Here is a 23,624-nt window from a genome sequence, read left to right on the forward strand (position 1 = left end):
AATTATGCCTGTGATTAAAAGTGATAAGGTTGACCATATTCTCGCCGTTGATGATACAAGAGATAATCTAATTTTAGTGCAAACACTCTTAGAAAGTGAGGGCTATGAAATTGATTTAGTATCAGATGGAGCAAGTGCTTTACAAAAAGTGGCACAATCGCCGCCGGATTTGATTTTATTAGATGTGATGATGCCAGGGATGAATGGTTATGAAGTAACACGGAGAATTCGTCGTAATCCTGATCTCAGCTATATTCCCATTTTGTTAATTACAGCTTTTCATGAATCTAGTGTAGTAGAAGGATTAGATGCGGGTGCTGATGACTTTATTCGCAAACCATTTGATACCGATGAATTACTAGCTAGAGTGCGATCGCTATTGAGACTCAAGCACAGTATTGATGCCCAAGAAAAAATGACTCGTCAGCGAGAAGATTTTGTTTCTCGTTTAACTCATGATTTACGCACACCGTTAGTAGCCGCTGATCGAATGTTAGCCTTGTTTCAACAGGAAACTTTTTGCAAAATTTCTCCAGAAATGAAACAAGCCATTGCTGTGATGATTCGCAGTAACCAAAATTTAATGCAAATGGTTAATACCTTACTAGAAGTTTATCGCTTCGAGGCTGGTAAAAAAACCTTAAATTTGGAAAAATGCGACTTCAAAGAAATAGCCGCAGAAGTCATTAGCGAACTCACACCTCTGGCTATGGAGAAAAACGTGAATCTCAAATTAGACACTCATCAGTTAAATCAGCTAAGTAATGATGATGGAATTATCATCGGTGATAGACTAGAACTACGCCGAGTCTTGAATAACTTAGTGGGTAATGCCATCAAGTTTACAGATATCGGTAGTGTGGAAATTCGTATTTTTGAAACCTTAAATAACAAAACAGATAAAAATGAAATCTTCATAGAAGTTGCAGATACAGGTTATGGAATTGCACCTGAAGATCAAGGCACAATTTTCGAGCGATTTCGTCAAGGGAGAAACAAAAGATCAGGTAGTGGGTTAGGATTGCATCTATCACAACGAATTGTGGAAGCACACGGTGGAGAAATCGAAATTTTCTCAGAATTAGGTAAAGGTAGTATATTCAAAATCAGACTACCCAAAGAAACTTAATTTCGATTAGCTTTAACTTTTTTAACTTTGTTGACATACGTTAAACACCGAAGAATGTTCAAGTTTAATATTTAGTAGACGACAAATTATCACTTCTAAATCCTCAAGCATATAGGGTTTACTGATATAGTCATTAAAACCTGCGCTGAGAATACGTTCTTGCTGTTCCCTACCTGATAAAGCCGTAACTGCAACCACAGGAATATGGCGAGTGCGCGGTTCTTGCTTCAAATACTGTAATACCTCTAGACCGTTTAAACTAGGTAATAAAATATCCAGTAAAATTAAGTCTGGCTGATATTCCTTTGCTACCAATAGTGTGTTGTAACTGTCGTTTTGACAAATAAATTTACACCCTAGTAATTCCAGAGCATAACTCAGCAATAGTAGACTATCATCATGATCTTCTACTATCAAAATCAAAGGTTGCTGAGAGCTTTGCTTCTTTTCATCACTCATGAATGAATGTGTCAGATACATCTGTTCTCCAGAAGATTAAATTGGGCTTTATAGCGTTTCCCAGTCTAATGAAGTACACACCAATTTATTCACTGTTCCCTGTTCCCTGTTCCCTGTTCCCTAAAACGAAAAAACTTTGTACTTCACTAGCATGAGAACGGCCATATCATCTTTCTTATTAGTCAAGCCAGACGATAATCCCACAAGCCACAAGGAAGGGCTAACTCAGGATTGGCTCGTGTGTTACTGGCACTCAGTTGATTATCTTTACCTATACCAAATAGGATAGAAAAACTCAAGCTAAATATCTGAATATCTTTAGCCGACACTCTTTGATTATATGCAAAATTACAGAATATTTTCCTCATAAGTTTACAATAACTTTATATATAAAAATTATATAGTTAATTTACTTAAATTGTGACAATACTGAGTGAGTTTGTAAAGAAGTGAGATGATACTTGCTCAAACAGCACTATTTTAATCATAATACTTGACGTAGCTATAGTCATGTAATTTACGTGTTACAATGTATGATACACTTGGCTAAAGATTTAACAATAATCAAGTATCAAGCATTTTCTATTGCTGTAGAGAAGTTGCGTTAAAACTTGTCTACTGGCTGCTAAACAAGATTTGCTTCACTTGAAGAGACCACAAGACCGCACTGTATCCTTCTAACTCCTAATTCTTGACTCCTAATTTCTATGGATTTTGATTATTTCCGAAGTAACGATAATAATTCTGCGAACAACAATCGGCAAAACCTAATAGCTAGTGGTTGGCGACCATTTCAGCGGGATTTTGATTGGGGGCATTTCCAGCAAATAATATTTAATGATACTCAAGAGTTAACCCAAAAAAGTATTAATCTAGTCAGTTTTTATGCAGACGCGTTAGCCAGAAAAGATTTTGCTTGGTGGGCAAATATATTAAATTTAGCGTCTGACTATACTCGTGGTGAATTCCAAAAATTTTGGAACTTCATTACACCCGATGCCTTGACACCAGATTATCGTTACAAAGACGTTTTAAGTACAGAAACTCCTATTGTCCAATTTGTCAATCGTAACAGTATTCCTATTGATTACGTATTGAACTTATTGCAAGAAATTACTGTTTTGAGAGTTTTACGTTTATTGGAACGTCCTGATATTATTACCCAATATTACTCAGAGAGAGACTTCTATTTTCCAGTAGAAAAATTTGTTAACTGGGAACGTTTAGATGTCATCAATACTGTTTACGCCTACTGGTCTCAACACGATATTTGGTTACAAATTGATCCCTATGATCGAGGACGAAGACAATATACTTTAATGTCCAAAAATTTAGCGCCCTTAATTAATAAAGCCACTTATGATTTAGCAGTAATGTTAAGTGGATATCAAAGTCGTGTTGGTAAAGTTCATAATCAATTTCCTATTCGCACATTTCCCCAAGAAATTCAAGATTTTACTGACTCAGTTCAACAGACAATCCTCAATCAAAACCAATTAGCAGTTGTGGTACATGGAGAACCAGGTACAGGTAAAACAGCATGGACCCAATCAGTAGCCAAGGAAATTTTAGTCCCTTTAGGTTATGTAATTTTTATTTTGGATCATGATGCCATTACTAACTTTGTGCCACCAAGCTACTTAGAAAGAATTTGTATTATCATCAACGAAGCTGATAACTTAGCGCAAGATCGAGCTTCAGAAGTAGCACAATATAACAACAAAACTGAGCATATTTTAGCTTTGTTAGATGGAACTTTATACCAAAGTGTAATTGATGAATCTGGTGTGCAGATCAAACAGCGTTTAGTAGTATTGATGACTTGTAATACTACGGAAAGATTAGATCCAGCTATGTTACGTAAAGGTAGAGTGGATTTAATGTGTGAGTTTACACGGCGTTTTGTTTAAATAATCAAATTGGAGCATAACGGAAACAAACTGGAGCAACTGTCGTCTCATCTTTCAGTCTTCATGTTGTCAATAAAACCACATAGCTAGATATAGACAATCACAATCAAAGGAAATAAATCAGAATGTTGTTAAATCGTATTCCCCTGATCACAGTTGCGCTAATTACCTTGGGTAGTTCTATTGCTATCGCCCAATCTAACCCAACTCCTACCCCAACTCCTACCCCAACTCCTACCCCAACTCCTACCCCAACTTCCACAAATAAACCCCGTCCAAAGGTGGAGTATCCTGGGGGATTACCCAAAGATTTAAGTTTAACACCAAAGCAACTGGAGCAAATTAAAGAAATTCGCCGCAAAAACCCAGTTAGAGAGCGTATTCAAGCAAAAAGAGCAGAAATGCGTCAATTACAACAAGAATTTTTGACCCTTTTGGCGGGGAATGCCACTAAGGAGCAGGTAAATACTAAACACCGTCAAATCAATGCGCTCAGAGAGCAAATAGCCAATGCAGAGTATCAAGATGATCTGGAAATCAGAGAAATTTTAACTTTAAAGCAACGGCAGAAATGGGCTGAACATATCCAAAAACGTTGGCCAGCACCTGCAACTCCCCCAACACAACCGAGATAAGGTTTATGACTTTAGCAAATAGATATTGGGTGTTATCAATTTTGTTGTTATTAGGAAGCATTGCTCCCACTCATGCAGCCCCTACACCCGTAAATCCCAAGGTGCTGCATATAATTAATCGTTTGAGCTTTGGTCCTGCACCTGGAGACATTAAAAAAGTAGAGGCTATGGGGGTAGAAAGCTATATTAAACAGCAACTTTCCCCAGATTCCATTCCTGAGCCGGAAAGTTTGACTCGTCAGCTTTCGCAAATGAAAACTTTGCGGCTAAATCCGGTACAACTTTTGCAATATTCTACGAATATTCCTGCGGTTAAAAAACCAGATCAGCAAGAAAAAAAAGCTGCTATAAAGCCAGCTGCTTTAATATTTAATGAAACAATTCAAGCTAGATTATTAAGGGCGACCAAAAGTAACCGTCAACTCCAAGAAGTGATGGTGGACTTTTGGTATAACCATTTCAATGTGGATGCCGAAAAAAAACGTAATCGCATTTGGGTGGGTGCTTATGAACAAGAAGCAATTCGTCCTTATGCTTTGGGGCGTTTCCGGGATTTATTGGGAGCAACAGCACACCATCCGGCGATGCTAGTGTATTTAGATAACGCTAAAAATAGAGTTTCTCATAGTCCAGGTGTAAATGGGAAAGTTGCAGGTTTAAATGAAAATTATGCCCGTGAGTTGATGGAACTACACACCTTGGGAGTAGATGGTGGCTATACTCAACAGGATGTGATTGCCTTAGCACGAATTTTGAGTGGTTGGGGCGTGGTTAATAATAAAAGTCAAAATAATAATGGTTCTGGATTTGTATTCAATTCCAAACATCATGATTTTAGTGACAAAGTTTTTTTAGGACAGAAAATTAAAGGCAGTGGTAAAGCTGAGGGAGAAGAAGCTTTAGATATTTTGGCTCGCAGTCCGGCTACTGCTCGTCATATTAGTTATAAGTTAGCGCAGTATTTTGTCACTGATAACCCTCCAGAAACTTTGGTGAAAAAACTGCAACAGCGATATCTTGCCACTGATGGTAATATTCGTGAGGTGCTTAATACTCTATTTCAAAGTTCTGAATTTTGGGATCAGAAAAACTTTAATAGTAAGTTTAAAACACCCTATCAATATGCAATTTCAGTAGTTAGAGCTACAGATATAGAACTGAAGAATACCAGACCAATGATACAATTTTTCAATCAGTTGGCTATGCCTCTTTATGGGTGTCCAACTCCAGACGGTTACAAAAATACCAAAGAAGCTTGGTTAAATCCTGATGCTATGACTAGGCGGCTGAGTTTTGCTACAGCGATCGCTAATGGTAGTTTAAGGATATCCAGCATACCCCCACAACAAACACTAGCCCAAGAGAAGCCACCGAAACCTAGAAAAACTATTCCTCCTGTTGGCAAAGGTAATTTAACGACATTGAAACCAACACGACAAATGAAACCAAGAAAAGCCAATCAGTCCACACCCATAGACTATCAACAACTGATGAATACATTGGGTAATGCTTTTTCTCCTCAAACCCAAAAAGCGATCGCATCAAGTCCACCAAAAATTCGCAGCAGCTTAATCTTAGGTAGTCCAGAATTTATGCAGCGTTAAGCTGGTAATTCCTCATTAGGGAATAGGGAATAGATTTGACACTCCCCGACCTAAAGGTGCGGGGATTCTTGGTTCAACGAGTCCACTTAGATTAGATCCCTTGCGGTGTCTAACCAAGAGGTGGTTCTCTCCTCAAGCGTTACTTTCCCCCTGACCGGAGGTAGTTGCATTACTGCAAATTTTGTTTGAGTTGAAATTCTGTGTCGCCTAGTACCTGTAAATCTTTTACCTACTTCCAGGTGATACTAGAACTACGAAGTAGAACCCCATAGATTTAGTTGCCAAGGTACAGATTGCCGTTAGGCAGTTAGGTTTTTATACAGGTTGATTACCGTTCCTGTTAAAAACAATATACCATGACTGCCCCACGCATGGGCAATCCGTTCGCCTATATCCACTGTTCCTTAGCACGGCAAAATATCTCCGCCATGCTCCGATACTTTGCCGAGCGTGGTTTTGGCTCACTCGATCTTCTTATAAATTTATTCTCCCCCAATCCCCAATCCCCAATCCCCAGTTCCCTACTTTATGAAAAGACGTGATTTTCTCATCCAAGCCGGACTCTTTTCTACTTCACTGATTACCACTATTGGTAGTCATGCTTGGGTTGCTCATTCAGCTACTGCTAAAAGTAATCCAAAACGCTTAATTGTCATCTTTCTCAGAGGAGGAGTAGACGGTTTAAGCCTCGTCGTTCCCTATTCAGAAACAGCCTACTACCAAGCTAGACCAAAAATTGCCATTCCCCAACCAGGTAAACAAGGCGGAGTGATAGATTTAGATGGACGTTTTGGATTAAATCCCGCACTATCTCCATTAACGCCTTTTTGGCAAAAAGGTAATTTAGCATTTGTTCATGCTTGCGGTTCACCAGATCCTACACGCTCCCATTTTGATGCTCAAAAATATATGGAAAGTGGAACTCCTGGTAATAAAGGGACTAGAGATGGTTGGATGAATCGTTTACTAGGTGTGATAGCTAAAAAAACGCCTGTCCAAGCAGTGACTGTGGGACAAAACACACCTTGGATTTTGTATGGACAAATGCCCATCGCCAATTTACCATCAGGGGGAAAACCTAACCAACGACTGTTAATAGATCGCCCTCAAGTAGCAACAGCATTTGATCAATTGTACAGCGGAAAAGATAGCCTCAGTCAAAGCTATCGTCAAGGCAGAATGGCACGTGCAGCTATCATGAACGACTTGGATCAGGAAATGAAAATGGCCAATAATGGAGCGCCTTTACCTAATGGTTTTGCCAAGGATGCCAGTAGATTAGCACAATTAATGGTTAAAGATTCCCGAATTGAACTAGGTTTTATGGCTGTAGGTGGTTGGGATACTCATGCTAACCAAGGTAGTAGTCAGGGATTATTAGCTAATAATTTGGGCAAATTAGGAAAAGGTTTAGCAGTTTTGGTAGAAGGTTTAGGGAATGTTTATCAAAACACCACCATTGTTGTTATGTCTGAATTTGGCCGCACAGTGCAACAAAATAATAATGCTGGTACAGATCACGGACATGGTAACGTTGTTTGGGTTTTGGGTGGTAAAGTCCGGGGTGGAAAAGTTTATGGAGAATGGCCTGGTTTATCGCCATCTCAACTTTATCAAAAACGAGATTTAGATATCTCTACAGATTTTCGAGATGTGATTTCTAACCTATTGCAAAATCATCTCAATTTAAATACCAGCCAACTCAATCAAATCTTACCAAATTACAAACCTACTCAAAAAATAGCATTACTTTAACAGTTAACAGTTTTCAGCTTCTTCAGCATTCACTGATTTAAGAACAAGTGGAAATTAGCGTAAATCAAAGATTTTTGGTACAATGATTTACATAAATTAATCTTCATTGTCCCCATTGGGCAAATATCTGAGCAAAAACCCCTATGAAGACAGTTCTTAAATCAGAACAACAGCAAATCACTAGATTATTTTCTCACCTAGAATTTGATGGCAATCAATTAAATCATCAACCGGGTAGCGTCTTAGGAAGCACAGCTTTGATTGCTGGAACTACCATTGGGGCTGGTATTCTTGCTTTACCCGCAGTCACCTTACCATCTGGTATTTTACCATCGACAACAGTAATAATTGCAGTTTGGTTATACACTTTATTTTCAGGTTTATTAATTGCCGAAGTAACCTTAAATGTCATGGGTGCAGAAGGCATTTCCAGCATAGGTTTTTTGGCAATTGTAGAAAAAACCTTGGGTAAAGTGGGAGCAAGAATTGCTGGTGCTACATATTTATTTATGCACTATGCCCTGTTAGTGGCATACATCAACAAAGGTGGAGATATTTTAGGTTCGGCATTCACTAAAATTGCCGGATTAGACAATATATTAATCTTACCTAACTGGGTAGGAACAACAACGTTTACACTCTTATTTGGTGGAATTCTGTACTTAGGAAAAGAAAGATTTATTCAGAAATTAAATAGCGCTTTTGTCGCAATTGTGATTATTTCTTTTTTCGGTTTATTATTATTAGGATCTGGGCAAATAAAAAGCGATCAATTATTATTTCAAAATTGGGATGCTGTTGGTAGTGCAGTTTCAGTTATCTGTGTAGCTCTTTTTTATCATAATGTTGTTCCTGTAGTGGTGACACAACTAGAAGGAGATATTCCCAAAATTCGGCAATCAATTATTATTGGTTCGGCAATTCCCCTCATTATGTTCTTAGCTTGGAATGCGGTGATTTTAGGTAGTGTTAGTCCAGATATGCTCAAGAATAATTTAAAAGTTGGTGGTGTTTTTGATCCATTACAAGTTTTACGAGCAGGTGCATCTGGAGAATTATTAGGATTAGTATTAACTGTTTTTTCCGAGTTTGCAATTATCACATCATTTATCGGTTTTGTTTATGGTTTAGTGGCTTTTTTTCAAGATATTTCTCAAATTACCAAAGCTGAATTTTCTCGCTTACCTCTTTTTTCCTTAGTGCTGTTTCCACCCATGAGTTTAGGAACAATAAACCCCACAATCTTTTTTACTGCTCTAGACTATACAGGAATATTCAGTATTTCGGTTTTAGGAGGAATTATCCCCGCAATTATGAGTTGGAGACAACGGGAACAACAAAAATTAGTCAATGGTATTTATCAATCACTAATACCTGGTGGTAAAATCACATTAACTGTGATGATTGCCATTGCATTATCCCTGATAATAAAACAAATTCTCTCCATTTAATTTCAATTTAAATATATGAATCCACAATCTCCCTTGCAGTTGAAAAAAGGAGCAATTCTACGTTTAAGCCTGTTATTTTTGGCAATGATTGGGTTTGTTTTGTGGTTGAATCAGTCTGGTTCACTGGAAAATGCCCAACTTTTAGAAACTCTTTACCGTCAGGGAAATTATATTGAGGCAGTGTTATGGGGTTTATTTGCTTTGGGGTTTATAGTATATAGCTATAAACAAGATTCTCACATTGCTAAACGTAAAAATCAAATTACAGCATTGATTTTTCTGTTGTTTGGCTTATCTGATATTGTCGAAGTTCAAACTGGAGCATGGTGGAAACCTTGGTGGTTGTTTCTCTGGAAAGCAAGTTCTGTTTTAGGGTTTATAGTTTGCTTTTGGGATTATTTGAAAATCCATCGTTCAAAAAATTATTAAATTACTTAGTTAAATACCTCCTTTGACAGACTTAATCATTAGATAAAATGACTAATCTTAATCTATTGATAGGAATTTTCATGAATTAGACTATGAACATTATTGCTTGGATAATTTTGGGTCTGATTGCAGGAGCGATCGCTAAAGCTATTTATCCTGGTCGTCAGGGTGGTGGAATTTTAGCAACTATGGTATTAGGTATGATTGGGGCTTTCTTGGGTGGAACTTTAGTAACTTTATTAGAAACAGGAACATTACAATTTACATCTGCAACTCTGAGTATTCCCGGTATAATTGTGGCTATCGTTGGCGCAATAATCGCCATTTTTCTGTGGGGATTATTTACTGGACGTACCAGTTATTAAGTGGGACAAAATCATCTTTATTCAGTTATAAATAAAAGGTAATGAGTTTTACCCCATTACCTTTTATTAATTATGGAAATCCCAGCAAAACTTAAACGCTAATTTTTACCTTTGACCATACACCATTTTCATCTTCATCAAATTGTTGATGAACAGTATCCCAAGCAGATTGTTCAGCATTAAATTCGTCGCTATTTTCATTGAGTACGGCGTTATATCGCTTCATGAACAACTGCTGTGCTTCTGGAGAAAGATGAGCGCGAACTTCAGGGGATAAATCTTCTGGCTTGTTACATCGACCAGGACAAGGGTGATCTAGTGCTTTCTCAATGATGTTAATTTCTTCACCACCAGCACTTTCTAATAATAATTGAAATTCACCTGTGCGATCGCTTGTTACTTCTACCATTAATAAAAACTCTCCAGCTTGTAACCGAGTTTGGTAAACCGCTGCTTTGTCCTCTGGCATTCCCATAGCAGTAAAAACTGATACTAAACCAGCACCAGCACTACCAGCGATCGCCCCACTCGCAGCCCCCAGCAACACAGCCCCAATTGGACCAGCGGCTACAATTGGTCCGACAAAGGGAATAAACAACACACCTACACCCGTAAGTAAACTGAGGAAAGAACCAAACAAAGAACCAAAAACAGCCCCTGTTCTCAAACCTCCTAAAATTACATCCCGTTTACTAATAAACCCAGAAATTCGCGTTTCTGACTGGAAATTTCGACCCATCACCGAAATATGATCCTTCGGTACATCTCTATCTAATAAACGATGAATTACATCATCAACTTGTTTTTGTTCTTTAAATATTGCCGAAATTGTTCGTTCTGCTTGATATTTTTCTGTCACTTATAGACTCCTTTCACTTATTATTGACAATTCTCAATTACACACCCACTAGAGTTCTAGTTTCTGTTGGTTTCTGTCTATCTGGTTCTAATGCTTTTCCCTCAATAAATGAGCGCAACATCCAAGCCGTTTCTTCATGTTTTTGCATCAAATCAGTTAAAAAATCAGCAGAAACCTGATCATGAAACTCTTCACTACAACGATCTACATGACTTCTTAAATTACGAATAATCTGCTCATGATCTTCCACTAATTGAGTGACCATCCCCGTTGCTGTGGGAATTTCGCCACTATGTTCTTTGAGAGTAGCAAGACTCAGAAACCCTTCCATTGTGCCAGTTGGATAACCACCCAATGTCCGAATTCTTTCTGCTAACTCATCAATATTTTCACTCAGTTCTTCATACTGTTCATCCCACAGTTCATGCAAGGTACGAAACTGTGGACCGACAACATCCCAATGATATTTTTTGGTTTTTACTACAAGTACATAAGAATCTGCTAAATTTTGATTTAACAAATTCATCACACCGGAACGCTGTTCTTCTGTCAACCCAATGTTAATTCTAGTCATAATGATTACTGTCAATTAATTATCACTAATTTACGTATAAGTTATCAAAATAACGACATAATCCACATCAGTCAAATGGAGTATTAGTATCCATTTTATTGTATGTATTTAGATATAACTCTTTTGATTGTTTCCTGTAAACAAAATAGGGTCAATTTACTGCATTATTGACCCTTGACAAGGCGATAAGATCCCCGACTTCTTTGATTTATTATGTCCACAAATTATAAATTCTTGTCAGAAGTCGGGGATCTGGGTACTATAGCTAAATACTTGCATTCTATTTACTTATTGCTGCCTGTAACCTTCTCCAGAAAGCCTTCTACTTCCTCTTCTACTGAAGTTGCATTTTGTGAATTTTCGGGACGCTTCATCTTTTCAATATCAGCATCTCCCTGAACTTCGTTAAGTCCTCTCTTGGTTTTTTCTTGAGTATAACTCGCGTGAGACGAAATTTAGCTTATGCAAGGTCATCATCAAGCGATCGCCTACATACGTATATCAATTAAATGCAGTAGGCGTAAAGCGCAATGTTAAACCCCTACCCCAAATCGAGATTTTCTGTTAATACTGTAAAAATGCAAATTCCCATCCTGTGAAATATCTCATATAACTTTATGTCCCAAAATTCTAATTCCACAAACAACTACAACCAAACAATAAAAATAATTGCTGTCACCACCATAGCATTATCTCTAACCGCTTGTAACAACACCCAAAATACACCCCAATTAAAAACCAACAGCGAAGCTTTAGGAGTTTCTATTCCTGAAAATCAAACTAATACGAAATCACAACCAACAGCTAAAATCAAAAACTTAAATTTTACCGTCCCAGCTAAATTTCAAGGAAAGACAGTTTATCAAGTTAAACCTAAAAACAACGAAAAAGTTATTGCTTTAACTATTGATGATGGACCCTGGCCAAAAACCACGGTAGAAATGTTAGATATCCTCCAACAAAATGATGTCAAAGCCACATTCTTTTGGGTAGGAAGTTCCTTAAAAAATCATCCCGAAATAGCTAAAAGAGTTGTAGCCGAAGGTCATGCTATTGGTAATCATACATGGAATCATTTATATAAACGCATGGATGCAGCCACAGCTAAAAGTGAAATTGAAAAAACAAATGAATTAATCTATAAAACAACAGGAGTTAAAACATCTATTTTCCGTCCCCCCGGAGGCTATTTAAACAACGGATTAGCTACTTATGCTAAAAGTCAAAAAAACTCTGTTGTCATGTGGTCAGTGACCTCAGCAGACACCGATCCGCGTGCCAAATATCAAGTATTTGTTAAAAATATTCTCAGAGATGCAAAACCAGGTGCAATTGTTTTAATGCACGATGGTGGCGGCAATCGTGAAAGAACTGTTAAAGCTTTACCAGAAATTATCAATGGACTGAAACAACAAGGTTATAAATTTGTTACCATTCCTGAATTATTAGAAATGGAGAAATAGAAAAATAAAACAGGCAGAAGTATTCAATCTCTTCTGCCTTCTGCCTTCTTTACTCATTCACAAAAGACGCACAAACTTGAGCCTCTAGCCACAGTTTTTGTAAAAAAAACTCTGTGCGATAGCTCATTGTCGTCACGAACACACCAACTTTATTCTCAGAACTATCTGATAACCAAGAACCGCGCAGGATAACTTCCAAATCCTCAGCATCGCATATAGATAGGGCGATGATTTCACTATCATTTCGTTGCACCTCAGCCTTCAGCCTTTCTACTCCCGGTAAATCAACCGGTAACAAAAAGGAAGCCGTGCTAGGTTCAAAATGTAGCGGTTGACCAACCCGCATCGACAAAATCACTCTTTGCGTCACCCATTCTTCTAGTGACAGAGTCAGACACTCTAAATAAAAGCTCCCTTCAGTGTAAGTTAATTTCAACATTTCTTTCTTATGCTCTCCTGTGATTCCAGGTTGGCTTGCATATCTATCCAAAACTTTTCTGCAAAAGCAACAGTCTGACTCCTGAACAACAGTGATCAGTTCACTGTTTACTAGTTACTGATTTAAAAAACCCCCGCTTCGTCTAAATCGGAAGCAGGGGTTAGAAATTGACCTGATATTTTTCTGGTCTTATTGCAGTACAACATTTCTTTTGTACCTCCCGCTGCTTGTCTCTATTTGTGGTTTACTATTCAGCACATTCAAGCAAACATATCTAAAATCATTATTACCCTCTGCTCTCTCTCTGCCATACCGACTGCTCATGCCAATAAATAAATAATCCACTTCCATAGCAGCAAATTTCCAACTGGCTTGCCAAATGGTGGGATGGGAGGAAGTAGAGGTGGGGTAAATGGAGTTCACAAAAAAATTTCACCTATTGAACATTACTGTAAACATACTACACTTGTATTACTATCTTGTCTATACTTCTAAGGAGAAAAATCATGCCTACTATCACCCGCACCGCAACCACCGATATGGAAGTTACCAGCATCCGTTTGGAACGCGAACTGAAAGATAAACTCAAAGAGATAGCGGGTAATCAAGGATATCAAGCCCTCATTCGGGATATCCTCTGGAATTATGTCCAGCAAAAATCAGGTGAATGGAAACCCCGATTTTCTCATGCCGATATTCGAGCCAGTATAGCAGCTACAGCCCAGCAAGATGAACGCTGTGTCCTCACAGGTAAATTAATTCAAGCTCGACAGCCTATGTTATTGGGACTAACGAGGAATGGCGACATGGTTCCTCTGTGTGTTGAAAGTTTGGCTTTCTAGACTCACTTGACGATGCAGCCTCTTGGCAATAATGAGGCTGCATTCCCACAAAATTTAGATTTATTTTGTTAAGTTTAATGTCGATTAATTTGAGTTCAGTAAGTCCCATAATATTTATTACCAACTAAATAAGTATTAACGCGTATGCTATTTATGATATTTTTTATTTAATTCCAGAGAAATTACGGTTTATGAAAAGTCATAGACAAGATATCCTAAATTAATGATAATACAGCTACTCAAGATCGAAATATTGAAAATCGCGTCAATCAGATATTGAGTTAAATTTAGTTGATAAATAAAAGCGATCAATTTATTCATAAAGAGATAAGAGAAATTGATAAAAATTAGGGGCAAATCACTTAATATTTATTATGGTATACAAAAATAAAGCAATAAAAAATTATCAGAAAATTTGGTGCAAAGGTAAAAGAATAGATAATCATCCACAAAGGTAAAAATAATGAAAAAACGTTTATTATCATTGCCACAATACACAGATGATTTAGAGCAACTACAACCATACCGAGCCAAGCTGATGCAGCAACAGGAAGAAACGTCCCAGGCGTTGGTGCAGAAGATAAATCAGATCATTACCAATAGTCAGACGACATCCTCAATGTTGCAAGAAATTGCTCACTTATTAGGAGTAGCATTCAAAGTAGATTGCTGTTGTCTAGTTACAACCACAACTGATGAATCTAGTCAAGTATCTACTGCTAACTGGTGTCATGAACAAGCTTTGGAAATGTCACAATCTGACCAAATATTATCAAAACAAGATTTGTCAGTGAGTTTACCCGTTGTCAGATGCGCTACTGAACCATTGACGATTGAAGATGTTTCCACGATTCAAGAAACTCTAGCAATTGGATGTCAATCTTTGCCCATACCGATGAAATCGGTTCTAGCAATTACCACGCGATTTAGTGGTAAAAATAACGGTGTAATTAGCCTGATCAAATCCCAGCCCTATGACTGGAGTGAATCAGAAAAACAATTACTTAAATCAGTAGAATCATCTTGTGCGATCGCAATGGCACAAGTAGCCCAAACACAGACTCTCACTAATCAAAATCAGAATCTGTACAAAGCTAACCAGCATCAAACTTTAATCAAGCAATTAACTATATTAAGTCTTAGTAACTTGGAGTTAAATCAAATGCTCCAGTTAGTGATTTCATCAACTGCCGAATCTTTAGAAGTAGATCGAGGATTACTGATTTTATTAAAATATACAGATCCTATGTTTAGGAATCGCCAAAAAAAGCAAATTCCTAAAGCTAAAGCTACGGTAGTCGGGAAATGGAACAAAACTCAAAGCACTTCTGATCATACTTTAGACAAATTAGAACAATCTTTTTGGTTGTCAGAATGTGGTTTATGCCAACGTATATTTGTAGAATCGGGGAAACCGATCATGATGGATAATTTGACAGAGCAAAAAGAGAATTGGCAACCAAATCCATTGTTTGCAATTGAAGAGTTTCCTTCCACATTATTAATGCCCTTAGAAAATCAAGGCAAAGTTTTAGGATTTGTAGTTTTACAACAACAAGTTGCTCGCGGTTGGCAACCAGCAGAATTAAATCTTGTGGAAATGGTATGCGCTCAATTAAGTAATGCCATAATTCAATCACAAACACTGCGGCAAGTACAAAATTTAGTAGATGAAAGAACAGAGCAACTCAAGCGGAGTTTGGAAGTACAGGCAAAATTGTACGAAAGAACAAAGCAGTATGTTCAGCAGTTACAAGAACTCAATGAACTTAAAGATGAATTTGTCAGCAATATAAGCGATCGCTTACGGTATCCTCTCACAAATATGCGGATGTCAATCCGTAATTTACGTTTACCAGGAATTACAGCAGAACGGCAAACTCGATATCTAGATATTTTAGAATCAGAATGTACCAAAGAAATTAACTTAATTAATGACCTGCTCACACTCCAAAAACTAGAATCTCACCAGGAAGCACCACAATTTGAAACTATAGACTTAAATACTAAACTTAATGACTTGGCAGCTACTTTAGAACAGCCACTCACAGAGCAAGGATTATCCATAACTGTAGATTTACCTAAAAAGCCGTTAAAACTGCAAACCGAAATCGAGAGTTTTGATCGCATTTTGCAAGAATTGTTAAACAATGTCAGTAAATATTCGGAGCGTGATACTATTGTTCATTTACAGGCGACTCACAGAGTCGAACAAGAACATGATAGCGAAGCGGTTCGTGGGAATCAAATTATTATTAAAGTGATTAATACAGGACGTGGCATCTCGCAAGAAGAAGCGGCTTATATCTTTGACAAGTTCCGTCGTGGTAAAGGACGTTGGACTCCAGGTACTGGCTTGGGCTTGGCTTTAGTCAAATCTCTAGTAGAGCATTTACATGGGGTGATTGCTGTTGAGAGCATCCCCATCGAGAACTCTCCTTTAAGCAAAATTTGTTTTACCCTCACACTACCTCAGTTTTCCGTAGCAAATAACCCAAATTCTCAAAAGTGACTACAGAACACAACACAACGGGACTCGATTTCCCTTCCCCCATGAGTGACAATAGTCTAGAAACCAATTTGGATATTGATTCAGTAACCATCCAAGTTGAAAAGTTGTCAGAGAGACAGCGACAAATCACTGCTAAAGTTCACATTCCCCATTCTGTCGAAAAAGTCTGGAAGATTCTCACAGACTATGAAGCCTTACCTCAATTTATTCCCAACTTAGCGAAGAGTTGTCTGTTAGACCATCCCCATGGAGGTATCCGTCTAGAACAAATAGGCTCTCAGCGGTTGCTCAATTTCAAATTTTGTGCGCGTGTAGTCCTAGATTTAGAAGAAATCTTCCCCAAACTCATCAGCTTTGAGATGGTAGAAGGAGATTTTAAAAGTTTTTCTGGTAGCTGGGGCTTAGAACCTTATTCCCTTGGTGTAGATGAAGGAACAATTCTCTGCTACACAATTCAAGTTTGGCCTAAGCTGACAATGCCTATAGGAATTATTGAAACCCGCTTCAGCAAAGACCTACAACTAAACCTGCTCGCAATTCGCCAACGAGCCAGGGATTTAATCAATCTGTAAGCTGTGCTTTAGCAAAACACAATGATTGAATTTAGTTTTCAGGTAGCAAAGAAAAAACAAAGTATTTTTCCTTTCTACCTGTTTATTTATTTTTTAAAATACCCCCAAGGGAATTCGAATCCCTGTTACCTCCGTGAAAGGGAGGTGTCCTAGGCCTCTAGACGATGGGGGCATCGGAGTTCAGACTTTTAATAATCTACCGGATTTTTTAGAGGATGTCAACACCTTTTGCTAAAAAATTTTTTACGGCATCTAAAATTCGGTAGATTAAATCAAAAAGTTCTCGAAGAAAGGAAGATGGAGGCTGGAAAAATGCTGGTCTGACACCCTCCACCCCACATACTTCTCAAGTCCTATTGTGCTGTTCCGAAAGTATTCGGTCACCAAATAGCTAAAAAAGGTGTACTATAAGCAACTAAGCATAAAAAAATCTCTTATTTTCTTAAGGATGGGGATGCTGTTGTACGTTAGTATTTATGGTTCTTTACAAAGGATTTTGAAATCAATCGCTCAAAATCTACAACATGGAAGCATCTTTTCAAATTACCCTCCAGATGGTGTTCACAGTCCTGGCAGGCATCAGCGCCCAAGTGATGGCTGCTTATCTCAGACTGCCTAGCATCGTCTTATTACTCCTTTTAGGTATCCTATTGGGTGCAGATGGCATTGGACTATTACAACCCCATCTGCTAGGCACAGGACTAGAAGTAATTGTCTCTCTAGCCACAGCAATTATTTTGTTTGAAGGCGGACTGAAATTGGATTTGCGGGAGATGGGCAGAGTTTCAGTCAGCTTGCAATTGCTTGTTACCCTGGGAACTTTAATAACGCTGCTAGGTGGTAGCATGGCAGCGCACTGGTTGGGAGAATTTCCCTGGAATATAGCTTTTCTTTATGCTTCCATCGTCGTTGTCACTGGACCAACAGTAGTTGGACCCCTGCTCAAACAAATTAACGTAGATCGACAAGTAGCAACGCTATTAGAAGGCGAAGGGGTTTTAATCGACCCAGTGGGAGCTATCCTGGCCTACGTTGTCCTAGATACGATTTTGAATGGTGATACTGACCCCATCAAAGCGATTATGGGTTTAACCTTGCGTTTGGGTGTGGGAGCGATGATTGGGGGTATTGGCGGTTATCTGATGAGTTGGATTTTCAAACGCGCTAATTTTCTCTCTTTTGAACTGAAAAACTTGGTGGTGTTGGCTGTGCTGTGGGGTTTATTTACCCTAGCGCAAACTATCCGCAGCGAGTCAGGAATTATGACTACAGTCGTTGCAGGTGCAGTATTTGCTAACTCATCAGTTCCTGAAGAACGCCTGTTAAAAAGCTTTAAAAACCAGCTGACAATTCTCAGCGTTTCTGTATTGTTTATTCTCCTAGCTGCTGACTTATCTATTGCCAGTGTGTTGGCCTTGGGTTGGGGTAGTTTATTTACGGTTTTGGTGTTGATGTTTGTGGTTCGCCCAATTAACATTCTGTTTTGTACTTGGAACAGTAATCTGAATTGGCGACAGAAACTATTTTTAAGTTGGGTAGCGCCGAGAGGAATAGTTTCCGCCTCTGTGGCTTCTTTATTTGCTATTTCTCTGACACAGCGTGGCGTTAATGGTGGTGATGCCATTAAGGCTTTGGTGTTCCTGACAATTATTATGACTGTGTTTTGTCAGGGTTTAACAGCGGGTTGGCTGGTGAAGTGGTTACGAATCACTTCTAAAGATGCTACTGGGGCAGTGATTGTGGGTTGTAATCCGTTGAGTTTATTGATTGCCCGCTTTTTTCAAGAACGGGGAGAAAGCGTGGTGATGATTGACACTGACTCCCAATATTTTGCTCAAGCTGAAGCTCAAAATATGCGCGTAATTGCTAGTAGTGCGCTGGATGCAGAAGTTTTGGAAGAGGCAGGAATTGCTTCTTTGGGTACTTTTTTGGCAATGACGAATAATGGCGAGGTGAATTTTGTGTTAGCACAACGGGCAGCAGAGGAATTTAACCCACCTCGCGTTTTGGCAGTATTTCCTCGTAATTCTCAAACTTCTACCTCAACTAATACTAGAGTTAATCAAGCTTTTGTCTCTGACTTACCAATTAAAACCTGGAATGAATACTTAAATGATGGCCGGGTGAAGTTGGGGACAACAACTTTGAATGAGGCAGAATTTGCTAGTCAACAAGAGCATATACAGGAAAAAGTTCGGACTGGTGTGTTAGTACCGCTATTGATAGATAGGGAGGAACGCCTACAGGTAATGTCAGTTAATCAAGACTGGGAAGTAGGCGATCGCATTATCTACCTATTGTACGATTCCAGACCAAATCTGTTAAAACGCTTATCTGGTGCAAGTCAATCTACCGCTTTAGCTTTAGAAACTTTACCAGAAGTGGAAGAAGTACCTATTGCTAAATTGTCTCAGCTTTCTGCTACTGAAGCATCTGGTAACTGAAAGTCAATATTTTCTGGAGACATTTCTTTTTCTTGCCATAGTAAAGCTGATAGATGTATCACTTGCCAACATCAGTTCCAGTAACGGCAGTACAAGCAATTACATTATCCGCTCAATCAATAGGGGCGGACTACCTATTCGGGAACAAGCTTACGCCATTTGAGGCTTGTCAATAAGTGATTTACCCCTACTAGCCCCAGATTATTGACTTAAATATTCCTGTTTATAAATGCCAGGAGAAGAAATTATTATTGGTTAGAGAAGCCCATCTCTAAAAATGGCAATATAATTTAAAGAATAAAATCTCTAGTAAAGCATGGCAGAAATGGCTCTATCTAATCAATAGACTAAAAAAGTAAGTCCTAGAGTTATACAGCCAGCCTTCTGCCTAATTGGACTAGTCAACTGCAACTGAGCCGAGTGAACGATAACAGCTATGTCTTATGTCTCCCTACTGAAAAATATACCAGAAATATTAAGCCAACCCACTGGGATAGCCGCTATAGCCTCTCTTGGTATCCACGGTGCTATTGCCTTGATTGTGCCATTAATGCCTGTTGATTCCAGCAACTCCGCAAAAGCTGATTCTGCAACAGCGGTAGGATTAATGGAATTAAGTCCGGTTGATCAAAATCGCTTGCCACAAACTGCGGATACATCCCAGGTTGCTTTACAACCACCCCAACTGCCACTACAACCACAAATTCCGCTGGTGAACTTTGGTAGTGACACAACAATCATCCCTCCGATAGAACCACCGTTACAGGCTACTTTACCTAGCCAGGGTGTATTGCCACCCATCCCTACATCATCGGCAAATTATAATCTTTCTTACTTACCTAGAAGGCAACCTATCCAGAAATTTGCTAGAAACGATTTCAGAACTCAAGTTTCTAATTTCCGCATCAGAAATAGATTTTCTCCTTCACAGTCTCCTTTTGTTGATGATATAGATGCCAAAATTCAAGAAACGCAACCACTGAATATCAACAGGTTGCCACAGGTTCAGGCAGATAATAAATTACCTAGTGAACCACTAATTAACCCATCTCCCGATGCTATTGATATTGGCTCTACCAAAGCACCACAGGAAGTTACTGAAGCACAAAAAATCAAGTTTGGAGATAATCCAATTGGAATCGCTGCTGAAACATCTCTAAAAGATAAGGGCCAATTCATATCAGCAGCCCCCAGATTTATACCAGCACCAGAAAATTCAGCACAACAACAAGCGGAAGTTCCCAGTTTCAGCCAGTCTGACTCTCAAGGGAAGAAACGGGAACAGTTGCTGTCCAGGCTTGACTCTTATAACACTCTCAGAAAAGCAATTCGGGAAGAATATCCCAATGTCAAGGAACAAGCAGTCATCCGGGAAACTATCTCTACAAATAAACGAGATATGGAAGGTACTGTTTTGGGTCGATTAGTTGTAGACCCTGATGGTAAAGTCCTAGATATTAAATTCCAGGATAGGTCAGTAGCCCCTGAACTGCAATCCCAAACCAGAGAATTTTTCAGCGCCAATACACCTAAGAGTGAAAAACGGATTAGCTCTTATCCTTTCCAACTCAGCTTTAAAAATAATCCCGATATTCAGATTCCTGAAAAAATTCAAGAGCTAAAACCTGTTCAAAAACTAGATGCTCAAAAAGCGGTTGAACCAGAAAAAGGCAAAAATCAGCCGAATAATCAAGCTGTGATTATTCCCAATTCTTCTGTGATACCTGTAGTCAATGACGATAAGCCTAGTATCTCTACTGAATCTGCCCAAAAGTTAATCGAACAATTACGTCAAATCAAGGAAAAAAGACAAAACTCAAATCCAGAAAATTGAAGAAAAATTCACTTTCTTCAGAATACAGCAGTCATAATCAATTGATTCTTGATTTGTGACTGCTGAATTTCAACAATTAGCCTCTACCAACCTGTTTCCGCTTTCTGGAACAAATAAGCGGCTACTTCTAGAATTTCTTGTTCGCTTAATTTGTTCTTGAAGGCTGGCATAGCACTTTTGCCGTTCTGAATTTGATTAATCATAGCTTTAATAGGGTCAGTATCATAATTTTCTAAATATTTTGATAGTGCTGACTTTTGTAAAGTTTTATTTTCAACGAGGATATTAGCGCCTCCTATATGACAAGCAGCGCAGTTTTTACTAAAAATTACGCTACCCGTCGATATTTCTACTGCTAAGGCTGGGTCAATAAATTTAAAGTTAAACAACAGAGCGATCGCTAACAATAGAATTAATAAAATTATTCTCAAGAGATTTTCCTCGCAACAAGCACATCTCCGATTTTGGATTTTAGATTTTGGATTGATTCCACCTCATAAATCCAGAGGCCTGTACCATCAAAGGATTATGGGTGATGAATACAATACCATTATGGCTACGCCACGCAAGCTATCACAAAGAATTGGTATCAGGCAAATAGTATCTTCAGTTATTTGCATAACTTGGTATAGTATAATACGGATTTTGGGCAAAATTTATAAAAATTAGCGGTAACTAGCTGATCCCTATCTTTTTGCCAAGGGATTAAACTCGTTACCGCACCTGATCAGTAGTTTGCACTACCTAATTGAACAAGAAAAATTATCTGCTGTCAAAGTAACAAGATTTTTAGCCTTCAACAGTGATTTTACCAGCCATACCAGCACCACGGTGGGGAGTGCAGTAGAAAAGGTAATCACCAGATGGCGCATCTGCGGGAAAAGTTGTTGTCACTTTCTGTCCAGGATTCAACAGTAATTTAGTGTGAGAAAAAGATTCAGCTAAAGCTTTATCCTTTGCAGGGTTTTTAGTAGCATCAAACACAACATTATGGGGAGCAAGTTTGTTGTTAAGCCATTCAATTGTATCACCAGGCTTAATTGTCAATGCTTTAGGTTGAAATTGCAACAGTCCTTTGTCACTACCCAATTTAACGGTGTAAGTTTCAGCAGATGCGGTGGGAGTAAAAATAGCAAAGCTGCTAACAACTAAAAGTACAGTCAATACTGCTAGAGTCAAGCGTCTCCAACTTGCTGCAATTAATTTCATGGCTCTCTCCTGAGATATAGTTTTATTTTTCTGTTTTCATTTTAAATACATTTAGCACCAAATACGACAATCTGTCATAGATGAATTTTTTATAAAATTGCTTCTCTTGTTAGAAAATACGGTTGGAAAAATATTTTTGGATAAACTTTATACACCAGGAGTCAGGAGTGAAAGCAGCTTGATGTTAGAGTTGCAAAGTTTGACTAAAACATGAAGTTCCGAGTCCTGTTGCCAAAGAACAAACTTAAGTATAAGCAACCAAAGATGATAGTTCTGCTTAAATGTACTCAGGTATCAGGACAGGGAACTGAACTTTTGCCACAGCAAGGGCAATCTTGCCCTTACTTCATGCCGTCAGGAGACTAACTAGTTGGTGTTTAGTAATAAATCTTACCACCACCCCAGCGAGTACCAACAACTTTGGGTTGAATGAGAATATGACCTGCGATCGCTGTCAAGTCATCATCTGTCAGGTTTCTCATTTCCGTAAATATATCCGCACTCTTGATGCTGGGATGTATTTCAGAAATCTCTGTTTCACCGTCGTAAGTTGTGGGATTTTTCATGTAGTCTACTAACCCTTCAATGTTGTCACGCTTGGGTGTAGCGCCTGCCAAAGCTTCTGGTTCTAGTCCCACGTTTTGGTTAGTTTTGGTTACACCCCCAGCATGACATTGAGAGCAGGTGTCATTAAATAATCTTTTACCTTTTGCAAGTTGTGGCACGCTAATGACAACTGTATCACCTTTGTCATTCAATTTGACAGTTCTGGTAGCTTTATCCATTTCCACGGCTGTCGCACTACCGACGAATAACTGAAACGTCACCAGAACAGCAACAAGAACACCAATCAGTCTTCTAAACATATTTCCCCTTCAAATTTTTAATGCTCAACACAGCTAAGACACTAATAGTTCCAAAAAGCATAGATAAGTATAGATATTTATCTGGTGCTAAAAGTTTGCCGGATATAAAGCCGACGGGGAGAACTATAACACCCCTGTTCCTGTGGCTAAAAGCTATCAGGATTACTTTGGTAAAATATTCTCGCTATCATTAACATCAGCATGAATCAGTTTACCATTAGCTGCTCTTCACAGCTGCTGACCCTAATTTTGTCCCTAACTAGGAATTGAAAT

Annotated in this window: 22 protein-coding genes and 1 tRNA gene; 14 read left to right on the forward strand and 9 right to left on the reverse strand. The window is 38.5% G+C overall.

The window, feature by feature from the left end:
- Positions 1 to 4: 4 nt before the first annotated feature.
- Positions 5 to 1,129 (forward strand): hybrid sensor histidine kinase/response regulator, encoded by a 1,125-nt coding sequence (locus VB694_RS09660; protein ID WP_323360100.1) that lies wholly within the window; start codon positions 5 to 7, stop codon positions 1,127 to 1,129.
- A 21-nt stretch (positions 1,130 to 1,150) separates the two neighbouring features.
- Here the strand turns inward: VB694_RS09660 and VB694_RS09665 are convergent, their stop codons facing one another.
- Positions 1,151 to 1,609 carry a response regulator gene (locus VB694_RS09665; RefSeq protein ID WP_323360101.1) on the reverse strand — a complete coding sequence of 153 codons (459 nt, stop codon included), beginning with the start codon at positions 1,607 to 1,609 and terminating at the stop codon, positions 1,151 to 1,153.
- A gap of 686 nt (positions 1,610 to 2,295) precedes the next feature.
- On the opposite strand from VB694_RS09665, the gene VB694_RS09670 reads away from it, so the two are divergent.
- The 7 genes from VB694_RS09670 (at position 2,296) to VB694_RS09700 (ending at position 9,737) form a co-directional block, all read left to right on the forward strand.
- The gene (locus VB694_RS09670) at positions 2,296 to 3,498 is read left to right on the forward strand and encodes an AAA family ATPase (RefSeq protein WP_323360102.1); all 1,203 of its coding nucleotides are present in this window, start codon (positions 2,296 to 2,298) and stop codon (positions 3,496 to 3,498) included.
- Between the two features lie 125 nt (positions 3,499 to 3,623).
- Positions 3,624 to 4,133, forward strand: a complete 510-nt coding sequence (locus VB694_RS09675) for a hypothetical protein (protein WP_323360103.1) — start codon at positions 3,624 to 3,626, stop codon at positions 4,131 to 4,133.
- Positions 4,134 to 4,138: 5 nt separating this feature from the next.
- The gene (locus VB694_RS09680; protein ID WP_323360104.1) at positions 4,139 to 5,737 is read left to right on the forward strand and encodes a DUF1800 domain-containing protein; all 1,599 of its coding nucleotides are present in this window, start codon (positions 4,139 to 4,141) and stop codon (positions 5,735 to 5,737) included.
- Positions 5,738 to 6,265: 528 nt separating this feature from the next.
- A complete protein-coding gene (locus tag VB694_RS09685) occupies positions 6,266 to 7,492 on the forward strand; it encodes a DUF1501 domain-containing protein (RefSeq protein ID WP_323360105.1) in 1,227 nt (408 codons plus the stop codon).
- A 143-nt stretch (positions 7,493 to 7,635) separates the two neighbouring features.
- Positions 7,636 to 8,943: an amino acid permease gene (locus VB694_RS09690; protein WP_323360106.1), complete on the forward strand. Its 1,308-nt coding sequence runs from the start codon at positions 7,636 to 7,638 to the stop codon at positions 8,941 to 8,943.
- A 15-nt stretch (positions 8,944 to 8,958) separates the two neighbouring features.
- Positions 8,959 to 9,372 carry a hypothetical protein gene (locus tag VB694_RS09695; protein WP_323360107.1) on the forward strand — a complete coding sequence of 138 codons (414 nt, stop codon included), beginning with the start codon at positions 8,959 to 8,961 and terminating at the stop codon, positions 9,370 to 9,372.
- A gap of 92 nt (positions 9,373 to 9,464) precedes the next feature.
- On the forward strand, positions 9,465 to 9,737 hold the full coding sequence (locus VB694_RS09700; protein WP_323360108.1) for a GlsB/YeaQ/YmgE family stress response membrane protein: 273 nt from the start codon (positions 9,465 to 9,467) through the stop codon (positions 9,735 to 9,737).
- A 91-nt stretch (positions 9,738 to 9,828) separates the two neighbouring features.
- On the opposite strand, the gene VB694_RS09705 is transcribed toward VB694_RS09700, so the two are convergent.
- Both VB694_RS09705 and VB694_RS09710 read right to left on the reverse strand, forming a co-directional pair.
- The gene (locus tag VB694_RS09705; protein WP_323360109.1) at positions 9,829 to 10,596 is read right to left on the reverse strand and encodes a ChaB family protein; all 768 of its coding nucleotides are present in this window, start codon (positions 10,594 to 10,596) and stop codon (positions 9,829 to 9,831) included.
- A gap of 37 nt (positions 10,597 to 10,633) precedes the next feature.
- On the reverse strand, positions 10,634 to 11,170 hold the full coding sequence (locus tag VB694_RS09710) for a Dps family protein (protein WP_323360110.1): 537 nt from the start codon (positions 11,168 to 11,170) through the stop codon (positions 10,634 to 10,636).
- A gap of 617 nt (positions 11,171 to 11,787) precedes the next feature.
- On the opposite strand from VB694_RS09710, the gene VB694_RS09715 reads away from it, so the two are divergent.
- Entirely contained in the window at positions 11,788 to 12,633 is an 846-nt protein-coding gene (locus tag VB694_RS09715) for a polysaccharide deacetylase family protein (protein ID WP_323360111.1), read from the forward strand.
- A gap of 49 nt (positions 12,634 to 12,682) precedes the next feature.
- Here VB694_RS09715 and VB694_RS09720 read toward each other — a convergent pair whose 3' ends face one another.
- Positions 12,683 to 13,072 (reverse strand): alr0857 family protein, encoded by a 390-nt coding sequence (locus tag VB694_RS09720; RefSeq protein ID WP_323360112.1) that lies wholly within the window; start codon positions 13,070 to 13,072, stop codon positions 12,683 to 12,685.
- Positions 13,073 to 13,261: 189 nt separating this feature from the next.
- The gene (locus tag VB694_RS09725) at positions 13,262 to 13,495 is read right to left on the reverse strand and encodes a hypothetical protein (RefSeq protein WP_323360113.1); all 234 of its coding nucleotides are present in this window, start codon (positions 13,493 to 13,495) and stop codon (positions 13,262 to 13,264) included.
- 83 nt (positions 13,496 to 13,578) lie between these two features.
- Here VB694_RS09725 and VB694_RS09730 point away from each other — a divergent pair, with 83 nt between their 5' ends.
- The 3 genes from VB694_RS09730 (at position 13,579) to VB694_RS09740 (ending at position 16,998) form a co-directional block, all read left to right on the forward strand.
- On the forward strand, positions 13,579 to 13,914 hold the full coding sequence (locus tag VB694_RS09730; protein WP_323360114.1) for a hypothetical protein: 336 nt from the start codon (positions 13,579 to 13,581) through the stop codon (positions 13,912 to 13,914).
- A 463-nt stretch (positions 13,915 to 14,377) separates the two neighbouring features.
- Entirely contained in the window at positions 14,378 to 16,426 is a 2,049-nt protein-coding gene (locus VB694_RS09735) for a GAF domain-containing protein (RefSeq protein WP_323360115.1), read from the forward strand.
- Entirely contained in the window at positions 16,423 to 16,998 is a 576-nt protein-coding gene (locus VB694_RS09740; RefSeq protein ID WP_323360116.1) for an SRPBCC family protein, read from the forward strand. Before VB694_RS09735 ends, VB694_RS09740 begins: the two co-directional genes overlap by 4 nt.
- 99 nt (positions 16,999 to 17,097) lie before the next feature.
- Here the strand turns inward: VB694_RS09740 and VB694_RS09745 are convergent.
- Positions 17,098 to 17,170: transfer RNA gene (locus VB694_RS09745), tRNA-Glu, on the reverse strand.
- Positions 17,171 to 17,522: 352 nt separating this feature from the next.
- Between VB694_RS09745 and VB694_RS09750 the strand changes: the two genes are divergently transcribed.
- Entirely contained in the window at positions 17,523 to 19,442 is a 1,920-nt protein-coding gene (locus VB694_RS09750) for a cation:proton antiporter (protein ID WP_323360117.1), read from the forward strand.
- 436 nt (positions 19,443 to 19,878) lie between these two features.
- Positions 19,879 to 21,276 (forward strand): hypothetical protein, encoded by a 1,398-nt coding sequence (locus tag VB694_RS09755; RefSeq protein WP_323360118.1) that lies wholly within the window; start codon positions 19,879 to 19,881, stop codon positions 21,274 to 21,276.
- Positions 21,277 to 21,359: 83 nt separating this feature from the next.
- Here VB694_RS09755 and petJ read toward each other — a convergent pair whose 3' ends face one another.
- From petJ to psbV, 3 genes are all read right to left on the reverse strand, one after another.
- Positions 21,360 to 21,707 carry a cytochrome c6 PetJ gene (gene petJ / locus VB694_RS09760; RefSeq protein ID WP_323360119.1) on the reverse strand — a complete coding sequence of 116 codons (348 nt, stop codon included), beginning with the start codon at positions 21,705 to 21,707 and terminating at the stop codon, positions 21,360 to 21,362.
- 358 nt (positions 21,708 to 22,065) lie between these two features.
- Positions 22,066 to 22,485 carry a plastocyanin gene (petE, locus tag VB694_RS09765; protein ID WP_323360120.1) on the reverse strand — a complete coding sequence of 140 codons (420 nt, stop codon included), beginning with the start codon at positions 22,483 to 22,485 and terminating at the stop codon, positions 22,066 to 22,068.
- Between the two features lie 377 nt (positions 22,486 to 22,862).
- Complete coding sequence (psbV, locus tag VB694_RS09770) at positions 22,863 to 23,351, reverse strand: photosystem II cytochrome c-550 (protein WP_323360121.1); 489 nt, start codon at positions 23,349 to 23,351, stop codon at positions 22,863 to 22,865.
- Positions 23,352 to 23,624: the final 273 nt, after the last annotated feature.

The sequence above is a fragment of the Anabaena sp. UHCC 0451 genome (genome assembly GCF_034931405.1).
Taxonomy (GTDB): Bacteria; Cyanobacteriota; Cyanobacteriia; order Cyanobacteriales; family Nostocaceae; genus RDYJ01.

Excerpts from the sequence above, each read along its gene's own strand:
- VB694_RS09660 (WP_323360100.1), top strand. The coding sequence starts at position 5 with ATGCCTGTGATTAAAAGTGATAAGGTTGACCATATTCTCGCCGTTGAT.
- VB694_RS09665 (WP_323360101.1), bottom strand. The coding sequence starts at position 1,609 with ATGTATCTGACACATTCATTCATGAGTGATGAAAAGAAGCAAAGCTCT.
- VB694_RS09670 (WP_323360102.1), top strand. The coding sequence starts at position 2,296 with ATGGATTTTGATTATTTCCGAAGTAACGATAATAATTCTGCGAACAAC.
- VB694_RS09675 (WP_323360103.1), top strand. The coding sequence starts at position 3,624 with ATGTTGTTAAATCGTATTCCCCTGATCACAGTTGCGCTAATTACCTTG.
- VB694_RS09680 (WP_323360104.1), top strand. The coding sequence starts at position 4,139 with ATGACTTTAGCAAATAGATATTGGGTGTTATCAATTTTGTTGTTATTA.
- VB694_RS09685 (WP_323360105.1), top strand. The coding sequence starts at position 6,266 with ATGAAAAGACGTGATTTTCTCATCCAAGCCGGACTCTTTTCTACTTCA.
- VB694_RS09690 (WP_323360106.1), top strand. The coding sequence starts at position 7,636 with ATGAAGACAGTTCTTAAATCAGAACAACAGCAAATCACTAGATTATTT.
- VB694_RS09695 (WP_323360107.1), top strand. The coding sequence starts at position 8,959 with ATGAATCCACAATCTCCCTTGCAGTTGAAAAAAGGAGCAATTCTACGT.
- VB694_RS09700 (WP_323360108.1), top strand. The coding sequence starts at position 9,465 with ATGAACATTATTGCTTGGATAATTTTGGGTCTGATTGCAGGAGCGATC.
- VB694_RS09710 (WP_323360110.1), bottom strand. The coding sequence starts at position 11,170 with ATGACTAGAATTAACATTGGGTTGACAGAAGAACAGCGTTCCGGTGTG.
- VB694_RS09715 (WP_323360111.1), top strand. The coding sequence starts at position 11,788 with ATGTCCCAAAATTCTAATTCCACAAACAACTACAACCAAACAATAAAA.
- VB694_RS09720 (WP_323360112.1), bottom strand. The coding sequence starts at position 13,072 with ATGTTGAAATTAACTTACACTGAAGGGAGCTTTTATTTAGAGTGTCTG.
- VB694_RS09730 (WP_323360114.1), top strand. The coding sequence starts at position 13,579 with ATGCCTACTATCACCCGCACCGCAACCACCGATATGGAAGTTACCAGC.
- VB694_RS09735 (WP_323360115.1), top strand. The coding sequence starts at position 14,378 with ATGAAAAAACGTTTATTATCATTGCCACAATACACAGATGATTTAGAG.
- VB694_RS09750 (WP_323360117.1), top strand. The coding sequence starts at position 17,523 with ATGGAAGCATCTTTTCAAATTACCCTCCAGATGGTGTTCACAGTCCTG.
- VB694_RS09755 (WP_323360118.1), top strand. The coding sequence starts at position 19,879 with ATGTCTTATGTCTCCCTACTGAAAAATATACCAGAAATATTAAGCCAA.
- petE (WP_323360120.1), bottom strand. The coding sequence starts at position 22,485 with ATGAAATTAATTGCAGCAAGTTGGAGACGCTTGACTCTAGCAGTATTG.
- psbV (WP_323360121.1), bottom strand. The coding sequence starts at position 23,351 with ATGTTTAGAAGACTGATTGGTGTTCTTGTTGCTGTTCTGGTGACGTTT.